Below are 21,231 nucleotides of genomic sequence, written 5' to 3' on the forward strand. Positions count from 1 at the left end.
TTATCCATCAAGGCACCAGCCCGCGCCGCTCCGGGCCAACAAACGCGGCCTGGCTGCGCAGGTGTTCGAGCACTGCCGGCACGCGGGCGGCGGGATGCTCCAGCAGATAAGCCGCGACATGCCCGCTGAGCACGGCGCTGGCAATACTGGCGCCAGCCAGACCACTGCTGACAGAGGCCACCGGCGCGCCGAAATCCGCTTGCGGGCTGTTCAGCCAGGACCATTGCGCACCCTCACAACGCGCATCGCCCGTCACCCGCAGCACATCGGCATAGCTCGCCGGAAACACCGGTTCGCCCCGCGCAGGGCTTGCCGCGCAGAGCAGGATGCCGGCCGCCTGTGCGGCCTGGCAGGCCTCCCGTAGCAGCGGACGATCCTGGCGTGCGCCAAGGCTCAGGTTGATCAGCGCCACGTCCTGCTCCATCAGCCAGTAAATTGCCGCGGCGATTTGCAGCGGGCTGGTCAGCCAGCGCTCACCGAACACCTGGGCCACGCAAAATTGCGCGGCTGCCGCCCGCTCGGCGATGGCGGCCAGCACCGCCGTGCCGTGCCCGAGGCAATCCAGTTGAGCCTCGCCCTCCTGCAAGCTTTCGTCCGCCAGCCAGAACTGCCGTGCAGCCAGTACCTGGCTGGCCTGCGCGGCGCTGTGGCCGCTGTCGATAATGCCGATGCGCAACTCAGCGGCCATGCAAGACGGGCTCCTCGAGGGGGCGGGTCAACAACTGCCCATCGTGCATCTCAAAACGCAGTTCGGCTTGCGCCAGGGTCGAGGGCCGGTGGCTGATCAGAATCCGCGTACGGCCACTGAACAGCTGGTCGATGGCGGCGATCACTTCCCGTTCGGTGGCCTCATCGACCGCCGAGGTGGCCTCATCCAGCACCAGAATTAGCGGGTCTTGCAGCAACGCGCGAGCAATAGCTATGCGTTGTTTCTGACCGCCGGAAAGTTGCTGGCCACGTTCGCCTAGCTGGCTGTCCAGCCCGTGCGGCAATGACTCGATCAAGCTGTCGAGCTGCGCCAGTTGGGCGACCTTCTCGATTTCCGCGCGACTGACCTGGGGCGCGCTGTAGCTGAGGTTGTCGGCCAGGCTGCCGCGAAACAGCACGATGTCCTGGCTGACCACGGCGATGCGCCACCGCAGGGCAAACAAATCCAGCTCACGCAGGTCGATACCTTCCAGGCGGATACAGCCCTGATCCGGGTCGTAGAAGCGCTGCAAGAGGTCGATCAAGGTCGACTTGCCGACCCCCGAGGCCCCGCTTATGGCTACTTTCAGCCCACCGGGGATGTGCGCGTCGATCCCGCGCAACACCGGCTGCGCGCGTTCGTCGTGGCCGAACCAGACATTCTCGAAACGCAGGTCGCCGACACCAGCCGGCAAATCGCGGGGCTGTTGCGGCTGGCTGACCTGCGCCGGCTCGCGCTTGAGTTCCATCACCCGGCCCAGGCTGACGGTCATGCGTTGCAGCGCTACGTACAGGCCCAGCAGGCTCTGCACCGGCCCCACGGCCATGCCCAGGTAGGTGGAAAAAGCGATCAGCGCGCCCAGTTGCCAGGTGCCCTGGATCACCCAATAGCCGCCGATCAGAAAGGCCCCAGCACGGGAGAGCGAGGTCAGGGTGCCAGGTACCGCGTTGGTGAAGAACTCGGTCACCTGCAACTTCAGCAACTGGCTCATATAGCTGTCGCCCAAGTGTCTCAGGCGCTGGGATTCGCGTTGCTGCTGGCCGGCGGCCTGGATGAACTTCATCGCCGGCAGGGTTTCCACCAGGAACGAGGAAACGTCTGCCGAGCGCTCGCGCAACTGGCGCACATTGCGTTCGACCTTGCGGCGCATCCAGCGTAACCAGAGCACTTCCAGCGGGATCAACAGCGCGACGATCAGCGAGAGCTTCCAGCTCAGCGTCAGCAATAAAGCCACCGCGCCGAGCAGGCCGATTACGCTGGATACCGCCGAGAACAGCGAATCCACGGCAAACCGCTGGATTTCCGCGACATCGCCATCCAGCCGCGAGAGCAGGTCGCCGATCCGCCGCCGTCCGTAGAACGCCGGTGAAAGCTGCTGCAAGTGCTGGTACAGCGCATCGCGCAAGGCGAACAAAATCCGCCCGGACAACCGCGTATGCAGATAGCGATTAACCCCGGCCAGCAGTGTGCTGAATATGCCCACGGCAATCATCGCCAGCGCCACCTTCAGCAATACGCCGAAGTCCTTGGCCAACAGGCCGTCGTCGATCAGCATCTTGACCAGCCAGGGCTGCGCCAACACCAACAGCGATGCGCTTAGGGAGAGCGCCAGCAGGCCGAGGATGGCGCGCAGGTGCGGGCGTACAAAGCCGAATAGCCAGCCAATGGCCAGCTGAAAGGTTGCGGGGTCGTCTGTTTCAATTAGCCGGAGCAAAAACCTGGACATCGGTGATCAACGCCATCCAATCAGGTGGGACGCTGGGGCGCCGGAATTAGCGCCCAGCGTTCATGCGCGAAACTGCTTCAGCTTGCGATACAGGGTCGCACGGCTGATGCCCAGGGAATCGGCCGCGGCGGACACATTGCCATGGTGCCGTTCGAGTGAGCTGCGGATCAGCTCCAGCTCGTTTTCACGGATACGGCTGCAAGGCTGCCGGCAACTGGCGGTCAGATCGTCCAGCAGGCTGTCGGTCAGGTGTTCCACACCCAATTCGGTTTCCGCCCCTTCACGCATGGCCAACGCGGCGCGCAAGACCATTTCCAGCTGGCGGATATTGCCCGGCCAGTCGTAGTGGGCGAGCAGTTCGCCAAGCGCCTGGTCGATGCCGATATGACTGGCGCCCAGCTTGCTCAGCACTGTGGCGATCAAGCCGTCGATGTCATCCCGCTCACGCAGTGCAGGCAGCCGCAAGCTCACACCGTTGACTCGGTAATAGAGGTCTTCGCGAAAGCTCTTTTCCTGCACCAGCTGCTTCAGGTCGCGGTGCGTAGCGCAGATCACCGCCACGTCGATGTCCAACTCCTCGCCCGCGCCCAACGGTGCCACCTTGCGCTCCTGTAGCACGCGCAACAAACGCGCTTGCAGGCTCAACGGCATATCGCCGATTTCATCCAGAAACAGCGTGCCGCCATTGGCCTGCAACAGGCGCCCGAGCATGCCGCCTTTGCGCGAACCGGTGAATGCCCCCTCGCGGTAACCGAACAGTTCCGACTCGATCAGCCCTTCGGGAATCGCCGCGCAGTTCACCGCCACAAATGGTTTATCGGCACGCACACTGGCCTGATGCAGCGCCCGTGCGACCACCTCCTTACCGGTGCCGGTTTCGCCCAGCAGTAGTACGGGCAAGCCGCCCGCCAGGCCTTGCTGAGCCATGCGCAGCGAACGGGCGAAGCGGCTGTTGCTGCCGGCCAGCTCTTCCAGCAGCAGGCGTTTCGGCGCCACGGCTTTCGGTGCGGCCGCAGGCGTGGCCATTGCGGCGCAGCGCGGAACCTGCAGCGCCTTGAAAAAAAACTCGCCGCTGGCGGTTTGCACGCTGCTGACGGTCCCCTGCAGCAAACGGGACATGAACTGCCCGCTGCGGCCGCCGAGAAAATCCTGGCTTCGGCGCCCTATCAGGCTCGCGCGTGGCAGTTTCAGCAGGTCACAGGCCTGCTGGTTGGCCGCCAGCACTTCACCATCCAGGCTCAGCGCCAACAGACCATGCCAGGCCGAACCCAAGTATTGCTGGCGACTGTGGAACGCCAGGATGATCTGTTCGGGATAGAAGGCGCCAAACAGCCGGCCTTCGATATTGCTGGCCGCCAGCATCAAGGTGGCGAGGCTGTCCTGCGGCTGGGCCAGCACGCCTTCGCGAGTCAGGTCGATGACTCCGATGACTTGGCCCTGCGGATTCTTGATCGGCACCGAGGTGCAGGAGAACCGGCTCAAGCGGTCAAGGTAGTGCTCGCCACAGTTGATCAAAGTCGGCCTGCCCTCCACCACGGCGGTACCCACTGCATTGGTGCCGCGCAACGCTTCGCTCCAGCAGCTGCCCGGTGCCAGATCACGTAACTCGAAAGCCTTGAGATATTCGGTTTGCCCTTCGACGGCCAGCACCGTGGCATCGGCATTGCCGAGAATGATCAGCCCGGCCTTGCCTTGCTGGGCGATCAGGTAGTCCAACTCGGGCGTTGCGGCATCGATCAGCATGCGGTTCTGCGCCAGCAACACCTCGAGGTCATTGCTCAGGTGCAGGCCGACCGCTTCCTCATCGATGCAGCTCAGGCCATGGCCGATGCTGCGCCGCCAGGAGGCATCGATTTCGTCGCGCAGCAGGCCTTGCGGCAACTGACCATCGACCAGTAGTTTTTCCCGAACCAGTCGGGAGTCGCGCAGCGGGTCGGTGCTTATTATTTTTGTTGGAAATGATTGGCTCATCGCTCACTCCGGCTGGGTTTTCATCGACGCCGCCCCGATCGACTGGCTGGGCTTCGGTGGCCGATGTCAAAACGCGCACGCTGTAAAATGTCTACACCTACACCCTCCGACAGTAAAGACCGCATTGGTCTTAACTACGCCGCATACACTTTTGCCCGACAGCTTACCCGTGGGTTAGCAGGCTTAAAGCTGCTGCTTTCTATCAGATGCACAACTCACAGGCTTGCCACACACAATGTTCGGTTATTGACAGTTCTGCTTTGTAGCTTTACGTTAACGTAAAGGTAAACGCATTGCGAGCATTCATCCATGTCTACGACCTACAGCATTTCCGACCTGGCCCGCGAACTGGATATCACCACCCGCGCCATCCGCTTCTATGAAGAGCAGGCAATGCTCAACCCCGAACGGCGTGGCCAGGAACGCATCTACAGCGCCAAGGATAAGGTCACGCTGAAGCTAATCTTGCGCGGTAAGCGCATCGGCTTCTCCCTGGCCGAGTGCAAGGAGCTGATCGAGCTATACGACCCCGGCCACGGCAATCGCAAGCAGCTGGAAACCTTCATGCACAAGATTGCCGAACGCCGTGCGCAGCTGGAACAGCAACTGCTAGACATCCAGCAGATGCAGCTGGAGCTGGATACGGCCGAGGAACGCTGCCTGGCGGCCCTGGTGACGGCTCAGGCGTGATGGATCAAACGTAAACCATACAATTCAGATAGGTGGAACCATGAGCTATCCGTCCCTCAACTTCGCCCTCGGCGAAACCATCGACATGCTGCGCGACCAGGTTCAAGCCTTCGTTGCCGCTGAACTTACCCCGCGCGCAGCTGCTATCGACAGCGACAACCTCTTCCCCGCCGACATGTGGAAGAAGTTCGGCGACATGGGCCTGCTCGGCATCACCGTCGGCGAGGAATACGGCGGTTCTGGCCTCGGTTACCTGGCGCACGTGGTCGCTCTCGAAGAGATCAGCCGCGGCTCGGCTTCGGTCGGCCTCTCCTACGGCGCCCACTCCAACCTTTGTGTGAACCAGATCAACCGCAACGGCACGGCCGAGCAGAAAGCCAAGTACCTGCCCAAGCTGGTCTCCGGCGAGCATATCGGCGCTCTGGCGATGAGCGAGCCAAATGCCGGCTCCGATGTGGTTTCGATGAAATTGCGCGCCGACCGCAAGGGCGATCACTTCGTCCTCAACGGCAGCAAAACCTGGATCACCAACGGCCCGGACGCCAACACCTACGTGATCTACGCCAAGACCGACCTGGAAAAAGGCCCACAAGGCATCACCGCGTTCATCGTCGAGCGCGACTGGAAAGGTTTCTCGCGTAGCAACAAGTTCGACAAGCTCGGGATGCGCGGCTCGAACACCTGCGAACTGTTCTTCGATGACGTCGAAGTGCCGGAAGAAAACATCCTCGGTGTACTCAACGGCGGCGTGAAAGTGCTGATGAGTGGCCTGGACTACGAGCGTGTGGTGCTCTCCGGCGGCCCTATCGGGATCATGCAGGCCTGCATGGACGTCGTACTGCCCTACATCCACGACCGCAAGCAATTCGGTCAGAGCATCGGCGAGTTCCAGCTGATCCAGGGCAAGGTCGCCGACATGTACACCCAGCTCAACGCCAGCCGCGCCTATCTGTATGCCGTGGCGAATGCCTGCGACCGTGGCGAAACCACCCGCAAGGACGCCGCCGGGGTAATCCTCTACAGCGCCGAGCGCGCCACGCAGATGGCCCTGGACGCGATCCAGATCCTCGGCGGCAACGGCTACATCAACGAATTCCCCACCGGCCGTCTGCTGCGCGACGCCAAACTCTACGAAATCGGCGCCGGCACCAGCGAGATCCGCCGGATGTTGATTGGTCGCGAGCTGTTCAACGAGACGCGATAACCGACTGCACACACGATTAATTCCCTCTCCCTCTGGGAGAGGGTTAGGGAGAGGGAGAGGGAAACCTGCAGGCACGGCCTTCTTCCCTTGCCCCTCTCCCCCGGCCCCGCTCCGCGCCCCGGTCAGAACGCTAAGCGCTCTGGCGCTCATCGGCACACGAGCCGGCGGCTCGAAAAACATGCCTCTTTGCCCCGCACGCGGGAGAGGGGAGAAAAAGCAGAACAACGGAGTGCGCCACATGGCCATCCTCAACACCCAGATCAATACCCGTACGCCGGAGTTCGCCGCTAATAACGCGGCAATGCTCAAACAGGTCGACGACCTGCGTGCCCTACTCGGCCGCGTCCATGAAGGTGGCGGCGCCAAGGCGCAGGAGCGGCATACCTCGCGCGGCAAACTGCTACCGCGGGAACGGATCAACCGCCTGCTCGACCCCGGCTCGCCATTTCTGGAAGTCGGTCAGTTGGCCGCCCACGATGTCTATGGTGAAGACGTGCCCGCCGCTGGCGTGATCGCCGGGATCGGCCGTGTCGAAGGCATCGAGTGCATGATCCTGGCCAACGACGCCACGGTAAAAGGTGGTAGCTACTACCCGCTGACGGTGAAGAAGCACCTGCGTGCGCAGACCATCGCCAAAGAAAACCGCCTGCCGTGCATCTATCTGGTCGACTCCGGCGGCGCCAACCTGCCGCGCCAGGATGAGGTATTTCCGGACCGCGAGCACTTCGGACGGATCTTCTTCAACCAGGCCACCATGAGCGCCCAGGGCATTCCGCAGATCGCCGTGGTCATGGGTTCCTGCACCGCCGGCGGCGCCTATGTGCCAGCCATGTCCGACGAAACCATCATGGTTCGCAACCAGGCCACGATCTTCCTCGCCGGCCCGCCGCTAGTGCGTGCTGCTACCGGTGAAGTGGTCAGTGCCGAAGACCTTGGCGGTGCCGATGTGCACTGCAAGACCAGCGGGGTTGCCGACCACTACGCCGAGAACGACGAACATGCATTGGCCCTCGCCCGCCGCTGCATCAGCAATCTGAACTGGCGCAAACAAGGCCAACTGAATACCCGCACGCCACGTCTGCCGCTGTATGCCGGCGATGAGCTGTACGGTGTGATCCCGGCCGACGCCAAACACCCGTTCGATGTGCGTGAAGTGATAGCGCGGCTGGTCGATGGCTCCGAATTCGATGAATTCAAGGCGCTGTTCGGTGCCACCCTGGTTTGCGGCTTCGCGCATATCCAGGGCTATCCGATAGCGATCATCGCCAATAACGGGATCTTGTTCGCCGAATCCGCGCAAAAAGGCGCGCACTTCATCGAACTGGCCTGCCAGCGCGGCATTCCGCTGCTGTTCCTGCAGAACATCACCGGCTTCATGGTCGGGCAGAAGTACGAAGCCGGCGGCATCGCCAAACACGGCGCCAAGCTGGTGACCGCGGTGGCCTGCGCCAAGGTGCCGAAATTCACCGTGATCATCGGCGGCAGCTTCGGTGCAGGTAACTACGGCATGTGTGGTCGTGCCTACGATCCACGCTTCCTGTGGATGTGGCCGAACGCGCGGATCGGCGTGATGGGTGGCGAACAGGCCGCCGGCGTACTGGCGCAGGTCAAACGCGAACAAGCGGAACGCAGCGGGCACAGCCTCAGCGCCGAGGACGAAGCGAAGATCAAACAGCCGATCCTCGAGCAGTACGAGCACCAGGGGCACCCCTACTACTCCAGCGCGCGGCTCTGGGATGACGGCGTGATCGACCCGGCGCAAACCCGCGAGGTGTTGGCGCTAGCACTGTCCGCATCCCTGAATGCCCCTATCGAGCCGACTCAGTTCGGGGTCTTTCGTATGTGAGGTTTTACTCCCCTCTCCCACTTGTGGGAGAGGGGCCGGGGGAGAGGGAAACGAGCCGCACTACCCTCTCCCCAGCCCTCTCCCGTAGACGGGAGAGGGAGCAGTCCTGACACTCCACAACCACGAACGACAGTGGCCAAGATGACCGACTTCAAGACGATCCAGCTGGAAATAGACCCAAGTGGCATTGCCACGCTGTGGCTCAATCGCCCAGAGAAGAACAACGCCTTCAACGCCGAGATGATCCGCGAGCTGATCCTCGCCCTGGATGCCGTCCAGGCCGACCGCAGCCTGCGTTTCCTGCTGCTGCGCGGCCGTGGCAAGCACTTTTCCGCCGGCGCCGACCTGGCCTGGATGCAGCACTCGGCGACCCTCGACTACAACGCCAACCTGAATGACTCGCGCGAGTTGGCCGAGCTGATGTACAACCTCTACCACCTCAAGCTGCCAACCCTGGCGGTGGTGCAAGGCGCCGCCTTTGGTGGCGCGCTGGGGCTGATCAGTTGCTGCGACATGGCGATTGGTGCGGCCGATGCACAGTTCTGCCTGTCCGAAGTACGCATCGGCCTGGCCCCGGCGGTGATCAGCCCCTTCGTGGTGCAGGCGATTGGCGAGCGCGCGGCGCGGCGTTATGCGCTGACCGCCGAACGTTTCAGCGGTGAGCGAGCCCAGCAACTGGGCCTGCTCGCCGAGTGCTACGCCCCGACGGATCTGGATCAAGCCTTGGCCGGCTGGGTCAGCAACTTGCTGCTCAACAGCCCGCAAGCCATGCAAGCCAGCAAAGCCTTGCTCCAGGAGGCCGGCTCCGGTGTTCTGTCGCCGGCCTTGCGCCGCTATACCGAAAACGCCATCGCCCGCATCCGCGTCAGCCCTGAGGGGCAAGAAGGCCTGCGCGCCTTTCTCGACAAGCGCAAACCCGCCTGGCAGGAGCCCGAAGCATGATTAACACCTTATTGATTGCCAACCGTGGCGAGATCGCTTGCCGGGTGATGCGCACAGCCAAAGCCCTGGGGATCACTACCGTGGCCGTCCACAGCGCCATCGACCGCCACGCCCGCCATGTGCGCGAGGCGGATATCGCGGTCGATCTTGGCGGTGCCAAACCGGCGGAAAGCTACCTGCTGGTCGACAAACTGATCGCCGCCGCAAAGGCCACCGGCGCTCAGGCGATCCACCCGGGCTATGGCTTCCTCTCGGAGAACGCCGGCTTCGCCCGCGCCATCGAGAACGCCGGCCTGCTGTTTCTCGGCCCACCGGCCAGCGCCATCGACGCCATGGGCAGCAAGTCCGCCGCCAAGGCGCTGATGGAAGCAGCCGGCGTACCGCTGGTGCCGGGTTATCACGGCGAAGCGCAGGACGTGGAAACCTTCCGCGTCGCCGCCGAACACATCGGCTACCCGGTTCTGCTCAAGGCCGCCGCCGGTGGTGGCGGCAAAGGCATGAAGGTGGTCGAGCGCGAAGCCGAACTGGCGCATGCGTTGGCCTCTGCCCAGCGTGAAGCGCAATCGTCGTTCGGCGATTCGCGGATGCTGGTCGAAAAATATGTGTTGAAGCCGCGCCACGTGGAAATCCAGGTATTCGCCGACCAGCATGGCAACTGCCTGTACCTCAACGAGCGCGACTGCTCCATCCAGCGCCGCCACCAGAAGGTGGTCGAAGAGGCGCCGGCCCCCGGCCTCAGCCCGGAACTGCGCAAAGCCATGGGCGAGTCAGCGGTACGCGCCGCCCAGGCCATCGGCTATGTCGGCGCCGGCACCGTGGAGTTTCTGCTCGATGAACGCGGTGACTTCTTCTTCATGGAGATGAACACCCGCCTGCAGGTGGAGCACCCGGTCACCGAAGCAATTACCGGACTCGATCTGGTCGCCTGGCAGATTCGCGTGGCCCGCGGCGAACCGCTGCCACTGACGCAGGCCGAGGTACCGCTGATTGGCCACGCCATCGAAGTGCGCCTGTATGCGGAAGACCCGGACAACGACTTCTTGCCCGCCACCGGCACGCTCAATCTATATCGCGAAGCCGCAGCCGGCCCTGGCCGCCGCGTAGACAGCGGCGTCGCGCAAGGCGATACGGTGTCGCCGTTCTACGACCCGATGCTCGGCAAGCTGATCGCCTGGGGTGAGACCCGCGAGGAAGCCCGTCAGCGCCTGCTGGCCATGCTCGGTGAAACCGCCATCGGTGGGGTGAAAACCAACCTGGCGTTCCTTCAGCGCGTTCTCGCCCATCCGGCGCTCGCCGCTGCGGAGCTGGATACCGGCTTTATCCCGCGCTACCAAGAGCAATTGCTGCCGCCAGCCAGCGCCCTGCCCGCCGAATTCTGGCAACTGGCCGCGCACGCCTTCGCCCTGAGCGAACCGGCACGCCAGCGTGAGGATGATCAGCATTCCTCCTGGGCCGTTTCCACCGGCTGGCGCGCGGGCTTGCCGACTGAAACCGATCTGCACCTGACCTGCGCCGGTGAACAGCAAGTCGTGCGCCTGCGTAGCACAGGCAACAACAGCGCCATTCAACTGCGTGGCGAACGCCTGGTGGTCGAGCACAATGGCACGCGCCGCCAACACCTGGCGATTCGCCAGGGCACTACGCTGTATCTGGAGTGGCAAGGCGAATTGCGGACGGTTCGGTACTTCGACCCGATCGCCGAGGTCGAAGCCAGCCATCACCACCATGGCGGGCTGACTGCCCCCATGAACGGCAGTATCGTGCGCGTCTTGGTCGAAGCCGGTCAGAACGTCGAGGCCGGTGCCGCCCTGGTGGTGCTGGAGGCGATGAAGATGGAGCACAGCATCCGCGCGCCGCAGGCGGGCATCGTCAAGGCGTTGTATTGCGCCGAAGGTGAAATGGTCAGCGAAGGCACCATCTTGGTGGAGCTGGAAGAGGCTTAGCTGTATCGGTGGCCTAAAGCTCACCTTGCGCAAGGCCGCTCACGCGGCTTGCTCCACGTAGGTTGGCGCTGAGCGTAGCGATGCCCAACAAGCGGTCCACAGGACCGCCAATACAAAACTGCAGGATGAGCTTGCCCGCGAAAGACGCTGTGACGCGTCGCGGCCAACGCCATTCCCACAGTGATTGCATCGAATTGGAGAAACCTAATGTCCCTGCCCAAACACGTTCGCTTGGTCGAAGTCGGCCCCCGCGATGGCCTGCAGAACGAGAAGCAACCGATCAGCGTGGCGGACAAGGTACGTCTGGTGGACGAACTGTCCGCCACCGGCCTTAGCTACATTGAGGTCGGCAGCTTCGTGTCGCCCAAGTGGGTGCCGCAGATGGCCGGTTCGGCCGAGGTCTTCGCCCAGATCCAGCGCAAGGCCGGCGTGACCTATGCCGCGCTGACGCCCAACTTCAAAGGCTTTGAGGCCGCCGTCGAGGCCGGGGTCAAGGAGGTTGCGGTGTTCGCCGCCGCTACCGAAGCGTTCTCCCTGCGCAATATCAACTGCTCGATCAACGAAAGCCTCGAGCGTTTCGTCCCGGTGATGGACGCCGCCAAGCAGCACGGCATCCGCGTGCGTGGCTACGTTTCCTGCGTGCTTGGCTGCCCCTATGAAGGCGAAGTCGCGCCCGCCCAGGTCGCCAGCGTGGCCCGCGAGCTGTTCGCCATGGGCTGCTATGAAGTGTCACTCGGCGACACCATCGGCACCGGCACGCCGAACGCCACGCGCCGGCTGTTCGAGGTGGTCGGCCGCGAGGTGCCACGCGAGAAACTCGCCGGGCACTTCCACGACACCTACGGCCAGGCCCTGGCGAATATCTACGCCAGCTTGCTGGAAGGCATCAATGTGTTTGACAGCTCGGTCGCCGGCCTCGGCGGCTGCCCTTACGCCAAAGGCGCCAGCGGTAACGTAGCCAGCGAGGACGTGCTGTACATGCTCAATGGCCTAGGGATTGAAACCGGCATCGACCTGGACAAGCTGATCGCCGCCGGCCAGCGTATCTGCGATGTACTCGGCCGCGCCAACGGCTCGCGAGTGGCCAAGGCCCGCCGTGCCTAACCCGGATAAACTGCGAACCGACCGTTCCCATGCTCCGCGTCCAACCCGTAGATACTCTGTTGGACGTCAAGCTTCAGCCAGATGGATTTTGCTGAATAGCTTGCTGGAGTCGAAGGGTTCGCCCAGTTGGATGCAAGCCCAAAGCCCGGTCAGGTACTTGCGCATGACGGCGCATACGGCCTGTATTTTCTTTTTGCCACGGCGTTGTAGGGACAGGTAGAAGGCCTTGGCGTTTGGGTCATGTCGTACCGCGCTCAGTGCCGGCATGTAGAGGGCGCTTCGTAGATAGGCATTACCCGCCTTGCTCAGCCGTGAAGCCTTATTGACGCTACTGCCCGATTGGCACAGGCGGATATCTAGCCCGGCATAGCGACTGACTTGCGGCGCCTTCAGATGCTGGGGCAGGACACTGAGTTCAGCCAGTAACGCAATAGCACTGGCAACGCCAACACCTTTGGCTGCCAGCAGATGCTGAAACTGACTGTTCAACACGGCGTCCTCGGCAATCAGGCGCTGTGCAGCGTTGCTGAGTCGCTCGATGCGCTGATCCAGCCTCTCGACCGCTTCAACTTCGTCTTCAATCAGCAGCGCCAGCGTGTCACGTTTGGAGCGCAAGGCGTGCAGGCGGTTCTTGGCTTGTGTACGGGTCGCGGTCAGCCGATTGATTTGTCGGCCGATGTCACGCAGCGCCATACGGAGGGTATCCGGCGCAGTCCAAGGGGCTGGCGTCATCCGCTCGGCGTACTCGGCCAGGAGGGCCGCGTCTAGCGGGTCGGTCTTGCTTTGCGCCAACTTGAGTTGGGCAAAGTGGTGGAAGCTTTTGGGGTTGATGACAGACACGACGATCCCGGCCTTGCTCAAGGCAACGGCCAAGTCCAAGTAGTAAACGCCGGTGGCCTCCATCACGACTTGGACGGCTTCTAGCGCTTTAATCCGCTCCACCGCCTGGGCGTGCCCCTCGGGCGTTTGCTGGATGTCCAGCTTGCCCCGCGTGCGACCACCCTTTCGCCATGCCAAGACAACTGTCTTGGCACCCACATCCACACCGACAAATACGCTCATTGTTTTCATCTCGCCCGGCATTTGAGCAACAATAGCTACCGGTTCCCCGACCTCGCACTTCTTGCCGCTGCAACCTTGTGATGCGAAGTCCACCTCAATGAGCTGGCTTCCGGATACTCCACGCGGTGGGCAATGAGGCGGGGGGCCAATCTACGGACGAGGTTGAGTGTGAACTCACCTCCAGGTTGGAACGGCCTCCCCAGTAACTGCTTCTCTGCGTCAAGCGCAGGGCCTGAAAGGCTAACCCGGTTGACGGAAAACAACATACAAGGGTGGGCTTCAGCCCACCGCTTGAACACCGTACGGATATTTGCTGGGCTGAAGCCCACCCTACATCTCTGGATTACAGCCGAGTTACGAGCTATGAACGACGTCGAAAGCCTCAAGGATTACCAGCGCGTCCGCCTGCTGGCGATCCGTTCGCTGTTCGAGATCATCGAGCAGTCCAGCGAAGGCACGGTGATCGTTGATCGCGATGCGCGGATCGTCTGGATGAACGAGCGCTATGCGCGGCGCTTCGGGCTGCCGAATGCCGAGGCGGCTATCGGCCAGGCTTGCGAGAGTGTGATTCCCGGCAGTCTTTTGCGTGAAGTCGTCAGCACCGGTCAGCCGATCCTGCTGGATATGCTCGACACGCCGAAAGATCCGCTGGTGGTGATGCGCCTGCCGATTCACGACGATGCCGGCGAAATCATCGGCGCCATAGGTTTTGCCCTGTTCGACGAACTCCGCTCGCTCTCGCCCCTGCTGACTCGCTACCTGGGCATGCAGGAGGAGCTGGCCTCGACCCGTTCGCTCTTGCAGGCGCGTCAGGCCAAGTACAGTTTTGCCCACTTTATCGGCACCAGCGCGCCGAGCCTGGAGGTCAAACGCCGGGCCCGGCGTAGCGCCAGCACCGACTCGCCGGTGCTACTGCTCGGTGAAACCGGCACCGGCAAGGAGCTGCTGGCCCACGCCATCCACAGCGCTTCGCCCCGCGCGCACAAGGCCTTCGTCAGCGTCAATACCGCGGCGATTCCCGAGACCCTGCTGGAAGCCGAGTTCTTCGGCACCGCTCCCGGCGCGTTCACGGGCGCCGACCGCAAGGGTCGACCGGGCAAACTGCAGATCGCCCAAGGCGGCACGCTGTTCCTCGATGAAATCGGCGATATGCCGCTGCAACTGCAAAGCAAGCTGCTGCGCGTATTGCAGGAGAAAGAGTTCGAGCCAGTCGGCTCCAACGACGTGATCCGCAGCGATGTGCGGTTGATCGCTGCAACCTCGAGCGATCTCGAAGCCGCCGTGCAGCGCGGCACCTTCCGTGCCGACCTCTTCTACCGTCTGAACGTATTGCCGATCCGGGTGCCGCCGTTGCGCGAGCGTCTCGACGATCTGCCGGCGCTGTGCGAAGCCATCCTCGACGAGTTGCTGCTCAGTGAAGGCCATAGCCACCACGAACTGGATGCCGAAGCCCTGCCTCTGCTCGCTCGGCATAGCTGGCCGGGCAATATCCGCGAGCTGCGCAACGTGCTGGAACGCGCCGCGCTGCATAGCGACGATGCGGTTATTAGCGCCGACGCCCTGCATGCAGCCATCGGCACACTCAGCCCACCTACAGAAACGCGCAAGGTGGCAGGCCCGCCCCCGGCCATGAGCCTTGGTGCCGCCATCGATTTCCACAGTGCGCGGGAAAACTTTGAGCGCCAACTCATCCTCAACACCCTCGCCGAGCACGCAGGCAATGTAGTCGAAGCCGCACAGCGCCTGGGACTCGGACGCTCGACGTTGTACAAGAAGATGGCCGCCCTGGGTATTCCGTCCTAAAGCAGAGACAAATTCTCAAAACAGAGACAGTCATCTAGGCTTGAAGAATCAAGGACCTAACCTAGAAAACAGTCAACGCTGTCTCTGATTCGAGAAACAAATACGTTCCTAGCGCTTAATATTTTATAAATATCCTTTAAAATCAATAGCTTGATCTCTTGGCACAAAACTAGCTAACAGCATTCGAGCGGTACGGCCGCAGCCGAAAACAACAACAAATTCTCTGCACATTGCGAATCACTCCTGGACGCCACGGCAACGTCCATATTCGCCCTGTAGCAGCGCCAGGAGACACTCTATGAGTGTGATCATCGCCTTAGCAGCACTCGCTCTGCTGATGCTCGCCGCCTACCGCGGCTACAGCGTCATTCTGTTCGCTCCCATCGCCGCTCTCGGCGCTGTTCTTTTCACCGATCCCTCCGCCGTCGCCCCTGCATTTACCGGGGTGTTCATGGAGAAGATGGTTGGCTTCGTCAAACTCTATTTCCCGGTTTTCCTGCTCGGCGCCGTATTCGGCAAGCTGATCGAGCTGTCCGGTTTCTCCCGTTCGATCGTCGCTGCGGCGATTCGTCTGCTCGGCACTAGCCAGGCCATGCTGGTGATCGTACTGGTCTGCGCCCTGCTCACCTACGGCGGCGTCTCGCTGTTCGTGGTGGTGTTCGCGGTCTACCCCTTCGCCGCCGAGATGTTCCGCCAGAGCAACATTCCCAAACGGCTGATCCCGGCCACCATCGCCCTGGGTGCGTTCTCCTTCACCATGGACGCCCTGCCCGGTACGCCGCAGATCCAGAACATCATCCCCACTACCTTCTTCAGCACCAACGCCTGGGCCGCGCCTTGGCTGGGTGTGATCGGCACCTTGTTCGTGTTCAGCGTCGGCATGCTCTACCTGCGCCGCCAGCTGGGCAAAGCCCAGCGCGCCGGAGAAGGCTACGGCAGCACCCTGCGCAACGAACCGGAAACCGCCGACGACATCAAGCTGCCCAGCCCCTGGCTGGCGGTATCGCCGCTGATCCTGGTCGGCATATCGAACCTGCTATTCACCCACTGGATTCCCGCGCTGTATGGCAAGACCCACAGCTTGCAACTGGCCGGCATGGCCGCGCCCATCCAGCTCGAAGTGGCCAAGCTCACCGGCATCTGGGCGGTGCAGGCAGCGCTGCTGCTGGGCATCCTGCTGGTGCTGGTGTGCGGCTATTCCGCTATCCGCAGCAAGCTTGCCGAAGGCACCAGAACCGCCGTCGGCGGAGCGCTACTGGCGGCGATGAACACGGCCTCTGAGTACGGCTTCGGCGCGGTGATCGCCTCCCTCCCCGGTTTCCTGGTGCTGGCCGACGCGTTGAAGAGCATTCCCAATCCGTTGGTCAACGAAGCCATCACCGTCACCCTGCTGGCCGGTATCACCGGTTCCGCTTCGGGCGGCATGAGCATCGCTCTGGCGGCCATGTCCGAGACCTTCATCAGCGCCGCCAACGCGGCCAACATTCCACTGGAAGTGCTGCACCGCGTGGCCGCCATGGCCAGCGGCGGCATGGACACCTTGCCGCACAACGGCGCGGTGATCACCCTGCTGGCGGTTACCGGCCTGACCCACCGCGAGGCATACAAGGACATCTTCGGTATCACCCTGATCAAGACACTCGCCGTGTTCGTGGTGATCGGCACGTTCTACGCCACCGGCATCGTTTAACCCAGATCGTTTTATGTCTGTAGCCCGGATACGATCCGGGCTACAAGTAAGGAGAGTGTTCATGAGTCTGCAAGGCAAAACCGCACTGGTCACCGGCTCAACCAGCGGCATCGGCTTAGGGATAGCACTGAGCCTGGCCAAGGCCGGAGCCAACCTGGTACTGAATGGCTTCGGCGACGCCTCGGCGGCGATTACCGAGGTGGCCAAGCATGGCGGCAAGGTCGGCCATCACCCGGCGGATGTCTCCAGCCCGGAGCAGATCGCTGAGATGATCGCCAACGCCGAGCGCGATTTCGGTGGCATCGACATCTTGGTCAACAACGCCGGCATCCAGCATGTCGCGCCAGTGGACGAGTTTCCGGTGGAGCGCTGGGATTCGATCATCGCCATCAACCTCTCCTCGGTATTCCACGCCACCCGCCTGGCGCTGCCGGGCATGCGCTCACGCGGCTGGGGGCGGATCGTCAATATCGCTTCGGTACATGGCCTGGTCGGCTCGGTGAACAAAGCCGCTTATGTCGCCGCCAAGCATGGCGTGATCGGTCTGACCAAGGTGGTGGCACTGGAAACCGCCACGACCAATATCACCTGCAATGCGCTCTGCCCCGGCTGGGTGCTGACGCCACTGGTGCAGCAACAGATCGACCAGCGCGCCCTGGCCGACGGTGACCTTGACCGTGCACGCCGCGACTTGCTGGCGGAAAAACAACCCTCGCTGGAGTTTGTCACCCCCGGCCAACTCGGCGAGCTGGTGCTGTTTCTCAGCAGCGACGCCGCCAGCCAGGTTCGCGGTGCAGCCTGGAACGTCGACGGCGGCTGGCTGGCGCAATGACGCCCCACGACCAGAACTGGTCGCCAGGCGTAAAGGTGACAGTTAGATTCGCCCTTACACTCCCAACAAGAATTGCCTTTTAAAGCTTCAGGACTCTGCCATGACCGAACCACTTTGGACTCCCTCCGCCGAACGCATCGCCACCACCCGGATGGATGCTTTCCGCCGCTTCGTCAATCAGCGCCACAGCCTGCAACTGGCCGACTATCCCGCGCTGCATACCTGGAGCGTGGAGCAGCGCGAAGCCTTCTGGCAGGCCATCGTCGAGTTCTTCGAGATCCGTTTCAGCAGCCAGCCACGGGCCGTGCTCGAGGAAGGCCCGGCCATGCCCAGCGCACAGTGGTTCCCCGGCGCCACATTGAACTTCGCCGAACACCTGCTACGCCGTCGCGACCAGCATCCGGCGCTGATCGCGATTGGCGAAGACGGCTCGCGCGAGGAGCTGAGCTACGCCGAGCTGGCCGCGCATGTCGCCGGTTTGCAACGCAGCCTGAAGGCCGCCGGCGTCGGTCTGGGCGACCGCGTCGCAGCCTTTATGCCGAACACCTGGCAGACCCTGGTCGGCATGCTCGCCAGCGCCAGCCTCGGTGCAACCTGGTCATCCTGCTCGCCAGACTTCGGCACCCAGGGCGTGATCGACCGTTTCGGCCAGATCGAGCCGACCGTGCTGATCGCCTCGGCCGGTTATCGCTACGCCGGCAAGAACCTCGACCTGACCGGCAAGCTGAATGAAATCCTCGAACGCCTGCCCTCGCTCAAGCAACTGGTGGTGGTGCCCTACTCGCGCGCCGAAGCCAAGGCCGGTGACTTCCAGACTTCCGCCAAAGTCGCCCTCTGGGCGGACTTCTACCAAGCCGGCGGCGAACCCGAATTCACTCAGGTCGGTTTCGATCAGCCGCTGTATATCCTCTACTCCAGCGGCACCACCGGCGTGCCCAAGTGCATCGTCCATGGCACTGGCGGCGTGCTGTTGCAGCATGTCAAAGAACTCGGGCTGCACACCGACCTCGCTGCCTCCGACACGCTGTTCTACTACACCACCTGCGGCTGGATGATGTGGAACTGGCTGGTCTCAGGGTTAGCCCTCGGCGCCACGCTGGTGCTGTTCGACGGCTCACCTTTCCATCCCGGCGCGGAACGCCTGATCGACCTGATCGATGCGGAAAACATCAGCATCTTCGGCACCAGCGCGAAATACCTCGCTGCCCTGGAAAAGGCCGGCATCAAACCGCGCCGCACGCACAAGCTGGAACGCCTGAAGGCGATCCTCTCCACCGGCTCGCCGCTCTCCCACGAGAGCTTCGAGTACGTCTACCGCGAGATCAAAAGCGATCTATGCCTGTCCTCGATTTCCGGCGGCACCGATATCGTCTCCTGCTTCGCCCTCGGCAACCCAGTGCTGCCGGTACGGCGTGGCGAATTGCAGTGCAAGGGCCTGGGCATGGCCGTCGAGGTTTGGAATGACGACGGCAAGCCGGTCAAAGGCGAGAAAGGCGAATTGGTCTGCACCAGGCACTTCACCTCGATGCCGGTGGGCTTCTGGAACGATCCGCAGGGCGAGAAGTTCAAAGCCGCCTATTTCGAAACATTCCCTGGCATCTGGGCCCACGGCGACTACGCCGAGGAAACCGAGCACGGCGGCCTGGTGATCCACGGCCGTTCGGACGCGGTACTCAACCCCGGCGGCGTGCGCATCGGCACCGCAGAAATCTACCGCCAGGTGGAAAAGGTCGAAGAAGTGCTGGAGTCCATCGCCATCGGCCAGGAATGGGACGCCGATGTGCGCGTGGTGCTGTTCGTCCGCCTGCGCGATGGCGTTGAGCTGACCGACGCGCTGAAAACCCGCATCTGCCAAGTCATCCGCGCCAACACCACGCCCCGCCATGTACCGGCCAAGATCATCGCCGTGGCCGATATTCCCCGCACCATCAGCGGTAAAATCGTCGAACTGGCGGTACGCAACGTGGTGCACAACAAACCGGTGAAAAACACCGACGCCCTGGCCAACCCGCAGGCGCTGGAGCTGTTCCGGGATTTGCCGGAGCTCAGGGATTGAAAAGCCATTCGCGAATAAATTCGCTCCTACAAGGACACCGTGTAGGAGCGAATTCATTCGCGACCACAGAAACCCAGGAGGCAACGGAATGCCCATCCAGCACTCGCCGCACGCCCGCAACCTGCGTCTAGGTCGCTTCTCCGAACTTGGTCGTAGCTATCACATCACCACCGTTACCCAGCGACGAACTCCTGCTTTCCAAGATTTCGCCTGTGCCCGCCTGCTGATCCTGGAGATGCGCCGTTGTACTGAGGAAAGTTTGGTGGAGTCGCTCGCCTGGGTCGTCATGCCGGACCATCTGCACTGGCTGGTTACGCTTAGGCAAGGCAGCCTGGCTCAGCTGATGAAGCGCCTGAAGGCCAGCAGCACACAGGCCATAAACCGGCACACAGGCCTAAGCAGACGCCTCTGGCAACCCGGTTACCATGACCAAGCCGTACGGCGTGAAGACGATACACAAGCCATAGCCCGCTATATCGTCGCCAACCCGCTCAGGGCCAAACTGGTCACGCGTATCGGCGACTATCCATTCTGGGACGCCACCTGGCTATGAATGTACCCTTACATGATTGATACGGTCCCTTCGCGAATAAATTCGCTCCTACGTGACACCCGGCGTCATGAAGCAAACCTGTAGGAACGGATTTATCCGCGAAGGCATCGTCCTAACTTTGTAGGACGCAGTTAAGACACTGACCGCAAACTGAATCACTTTGTTGTTTTAATTGGCGGATTTACCCCCCTATCAACTAAGCATCGGCTACGGTCGGCTGAACTGATGCGCTAGCCGGAATTAAGCCAAGGAGAGACCATGCAACTTATCGGAATGCTCGATTCGCCTTATGTCCGCCGTGTAGCGGTGTCGCTACAACTGCTCGATGTGCCGTTTGAGCATTGCTCAATCTCGGTTTTCAGTACTTTCGAGCAATTCCGCCAGATCAATCCAGTCGTCAAGGCGCCTTCTCTCGTCTGCGACGACGACACAGTGTTGATGGATTCAACACTCATCCTTGAGTATGCAGAGAGCCTTGCCAGCCCACGAAGGTCTCTCATGCCCGCCACAATCGGCGAGCGCCAGCGTGCTCTGCGCATCATTGGTTTGGCTCTCGCCGCCTGCGAGAAGAGTGTTCAAATCATCTACGAACGCAATCTCCGCCCGGCCGAAAAGCAACACGAACCCTGGTTATCCCGCGTTACCGGTCAGTTGCTGGCAGCCTATGAGGCACTGGAGTTGGAGCTCTTGCGAGCGCCGCTTGCTGCAGAGAGCGACTCAATCAACCAAGCCGGCGTCACCACTGCGGTAGCCTGGCACTTCACGCAAGCAATGCTGCCCGAAGTCGTTATTGCGTCGGCGTTCCCCGCGCTACAGCAGTTCTCAGCTGCGGCCGAAGCTTTACCTGAATTCAGCGCAGCACCTCATGGGGCGGGCATTTACCAACCTATCGGCTAACCCAGCCGTCAACCGGACAGAGCCTTGTAGGGCGGGTGAAACCCGCGCAGTTAAAACACTGATGACAGACTGAAATTATTTTTTCTTTTGTTTGGCGGGTTTCACCCGCCCTACCCACTAACTTCTCGTACATAACCCAACAAAAAGCCTGGACATTCCGGGCTCTTTGTTGGGCGAGAAGAAACCAAATACCCACGGCCAAATCGTGATGAGGGGCGGCGTAG

General features: G+C 62.1%; 16 protein-coding genes. 12 read left to right on the forward strand and 4 right to left on the reverse strand.

What is annotated here, in order from left to right; genetic code table 11:
• Positions 1-7: 7 nt before the first annotated feature.
• The 3 genes from qhpE to D3879_RS25660 are packed head-to-tail and all read right to left on the reverse strand — an operon-like array spanning position 8 to position 4,385.
• On the reverse strand, positions 8-688 hold the full coding sequence (qhpE, locus tag D3879_RS25650; RefSeq protein WP_119956966.1) for a subtilisin-like serine protease QhpE: 681 nt from the start codon (positions 686-688) through the stop codon (positions 8-10).
• The gene (locus D3879_RS25655; protein ID WP_119956967.1) at positions 678-2,414 is read right to left on the reverse strand and encodes an ABC transporter ATP-binding protein; all 1,737 of its coding nucleotides are present in this window, start codon (positions 2,412-2,414) and stop codon (positions 678-680) included. The genes qhpE and D3879_RS25655 overlap by 11 nt, the downstream gene beginning before the upstream one ends.
• A gap of 60 nt (positions 2,415-2,474) precedes the next feature.
• Positions 2,475-4,385 carry a sigma-54-dependent Fis family transcriptional regulator gene (locus D3879_RS25660; RefSeq protein WP_119956968.1) on the reverse strand — a complete coding sequence of 637 codons (1,911 nt, stop codon included), beginning with the start codon at positions 4,383-4,385 and terminating at the stop codon, positions 2,475-2,477.
• A gap of 309 nt (positions 4,386-4,694) precedes the next feature.
• Here D3879_RS25660 and D3879_RS25665 point away from each other — a divergent pair, with 309 nt between their 5' ends.
• From D3879_RS25665 to D3879_RS25690, 6 genes are all read left to right on the forward strand, one after another.
• Complete coding sequence (locus D3879_RS25665; protein ID WP_119956969.1) at positions 4,695-5,075, forward strand: MerR family transcriptional regulator; 381 nt, start codon at positions 4,695-4,697, stop codon at positions 5,073-5,075.
• A gap of 40 nt (positions 5,076-5,115) precedes the next feature.
• The gene (locus tag D3879_RS25670; protein ID WP_119956970.1) at positions 5,116-6,279 is read left to right on the forward strand and encodes an isovaleryl-CoA dehydrogenase; all 1,164 of its coding nucleotides are present in this window, start codon (positions 5,116-5,118) and stop codon (positions 6,277-6,279) included.
• 238 nt (positions 6,280-6,517) lie between these two features.
• Positions 6,518-8,125 (forward strand): carboxyl transferase domain-containing protein, encoded by a 1,608-nt coding sequence (locus tag D3879_RS25675; protein ID WP_119956971.1) that lies wholly within the window; start codon positions 6,518-6,520, stop codon positions 8,123-8,125.
• Positions 8,126-8,266: 141 nt separating this feature from the next.
• Positions 8,267-9,067, forward strand: coding sequence for a gamma-carboxygeranoyl-CoA hydratase (locus D3879_RS25680; RefSeq protein WP_119957093.1), 801 nt, complete (start codon positions 8,267-8,269; stop codon positions 9,065-9,067).
• Positions 9,064-11,010 carry an acetyl/propionyl/methylcrotonyl-CoA carboxylase subunit alpha gene (locus D3879_RS25685; RefSeq protein ID WP_119956972.1) on the forward strand — a complete coding sequence of 649 codons (1,947 nt, stop codon included), beginning with the start codon at positions 9,064-9,066 and terminating at the stop codon, positions 11,008-11,010. Before D3879_RS25680 ends, D3879_RS25685 begins: the two co-directional genes overlap by 4 nt.
• Before the next feature lie 207 nt (positions 11,011-11,217).
• Positions 11,218-12,114, forward strand: coding sequence for a hydroxymethylglutaryl-CoA lyase (locus tag D3879_RS25690; protein WP_119956974.1), 897 nt, complete (start codon positions 11,218-11,220; stop codon positions 12,112-12,114).
• 66 nt (positions 12,115-12,180) lie between these two features.
• Here the strand turns inward: D3879_RS25690 and D3879_RS25695 are convergent, their stop codons facing one another.
• Positions 12,181-13,176, reverse strand: coding sequence for an IS110 family RNA-guided transposase (locus tag D3879_RS25695; RefSeq protein WP_119952286.1), 996 nt, complete (start codon positions 13,174-13,176; stop codon positions 12,181-12,183).
• A gap of 363 nt (positions 13,177-13,539) precedes the next feature.
• Between D3879_RS25695 and D3879_RS25700 the strand changes: the two genes are divergently transcribed.
• From D3879_RS25700 to D3879_RS25725, 6 genes are all read left to right on the forward strand, one after another.
• The gene (locus D3879_RS25700) at positions 13,540-14,979 is read left to right on the forward strand and encodes a sigma-54 interaction domain-containing protein (RefSeq protein WP_119956975.1); all 1,440 of its coding nucleotides are present in this window, start codon (positions 13,540-13,542) and stop codon (positions 14,977-14,979) included.
• Positions 14,980-15,277: 298 nt separating this feature from the next.
• The gene (locus D3879_RS25705) at positions 15,278-16,669 is read left to right on the forward strand and encodes a GntP family permease (protein WP_119956976.1); all 1,392 of its coding nucleotides are present in this window, start codon (positions 15,278-15,280) and stop codon (positions 16,667-16,669) included.
• A 61-nt stretch (positions 16,670-16,730) separates the two neighbouring features.
• Entirely contained in the window at positions 16,731-17,501 is a 771-nt protein-coding gene (locus D3879_RS25710; RefSeq protein WP_119956977.1) for a 3-hydroxybutyrate dehydrogenase, read from the forward strand.
• A gap of 100 nt (positions 17,502-17,601) precedes the next feature.
• The gene (locus tag D3879_RS25715) at positions 17,602-19,557 is read left to right on the forward strand and encodes an acetoacetate--CoA ligase (RefSeq protein ID WP_119956978.1); all 1,956 of its coding nucleotides are present in this window, start codon (positions 17,602-17,604) and stop codon (positions 19,555-19,557) included.
• A gap of 88 nt (positions 19,558-19,645) precedes the next feature.
• Positions 19,646-20,110, forward strand: coding sequence for an REP-associated tyrosine transposase (locus D3879_RS25720; protein WP_119956979.1), 465 nt, complete (start codon positions 19,646-19,648; stop codon positions 20,108-20,110).
• 258 nt (positions 20,111-20,368) lie between these two features.
• Positions 20,369-21,007 carry a glutathione S-transferase gene (locus D3879_RS25725; RefSeq protein WP_119956980.1) on the forward strand — a complete coding sequence of 213 codons (639 nt, stop codon included), beginning with the start codon at positions 20,369-20,371 and terminating at the stop codon, positions 21,005-21,007.
• Positions 21,008-21,231 lie beyond the last annotated feature (224 nt).

It is taken from the genome of Pseudomonas cavernicola (genome assembly GCF_003596405.1).
Classification (GTDB): Bacteria; Pseudomonadota; Gammaproteobacteria; order Pseudomonadales; family Pseudomonadaceae; genus Aquipseudomonas; species Aquipseudomonas cavernicola.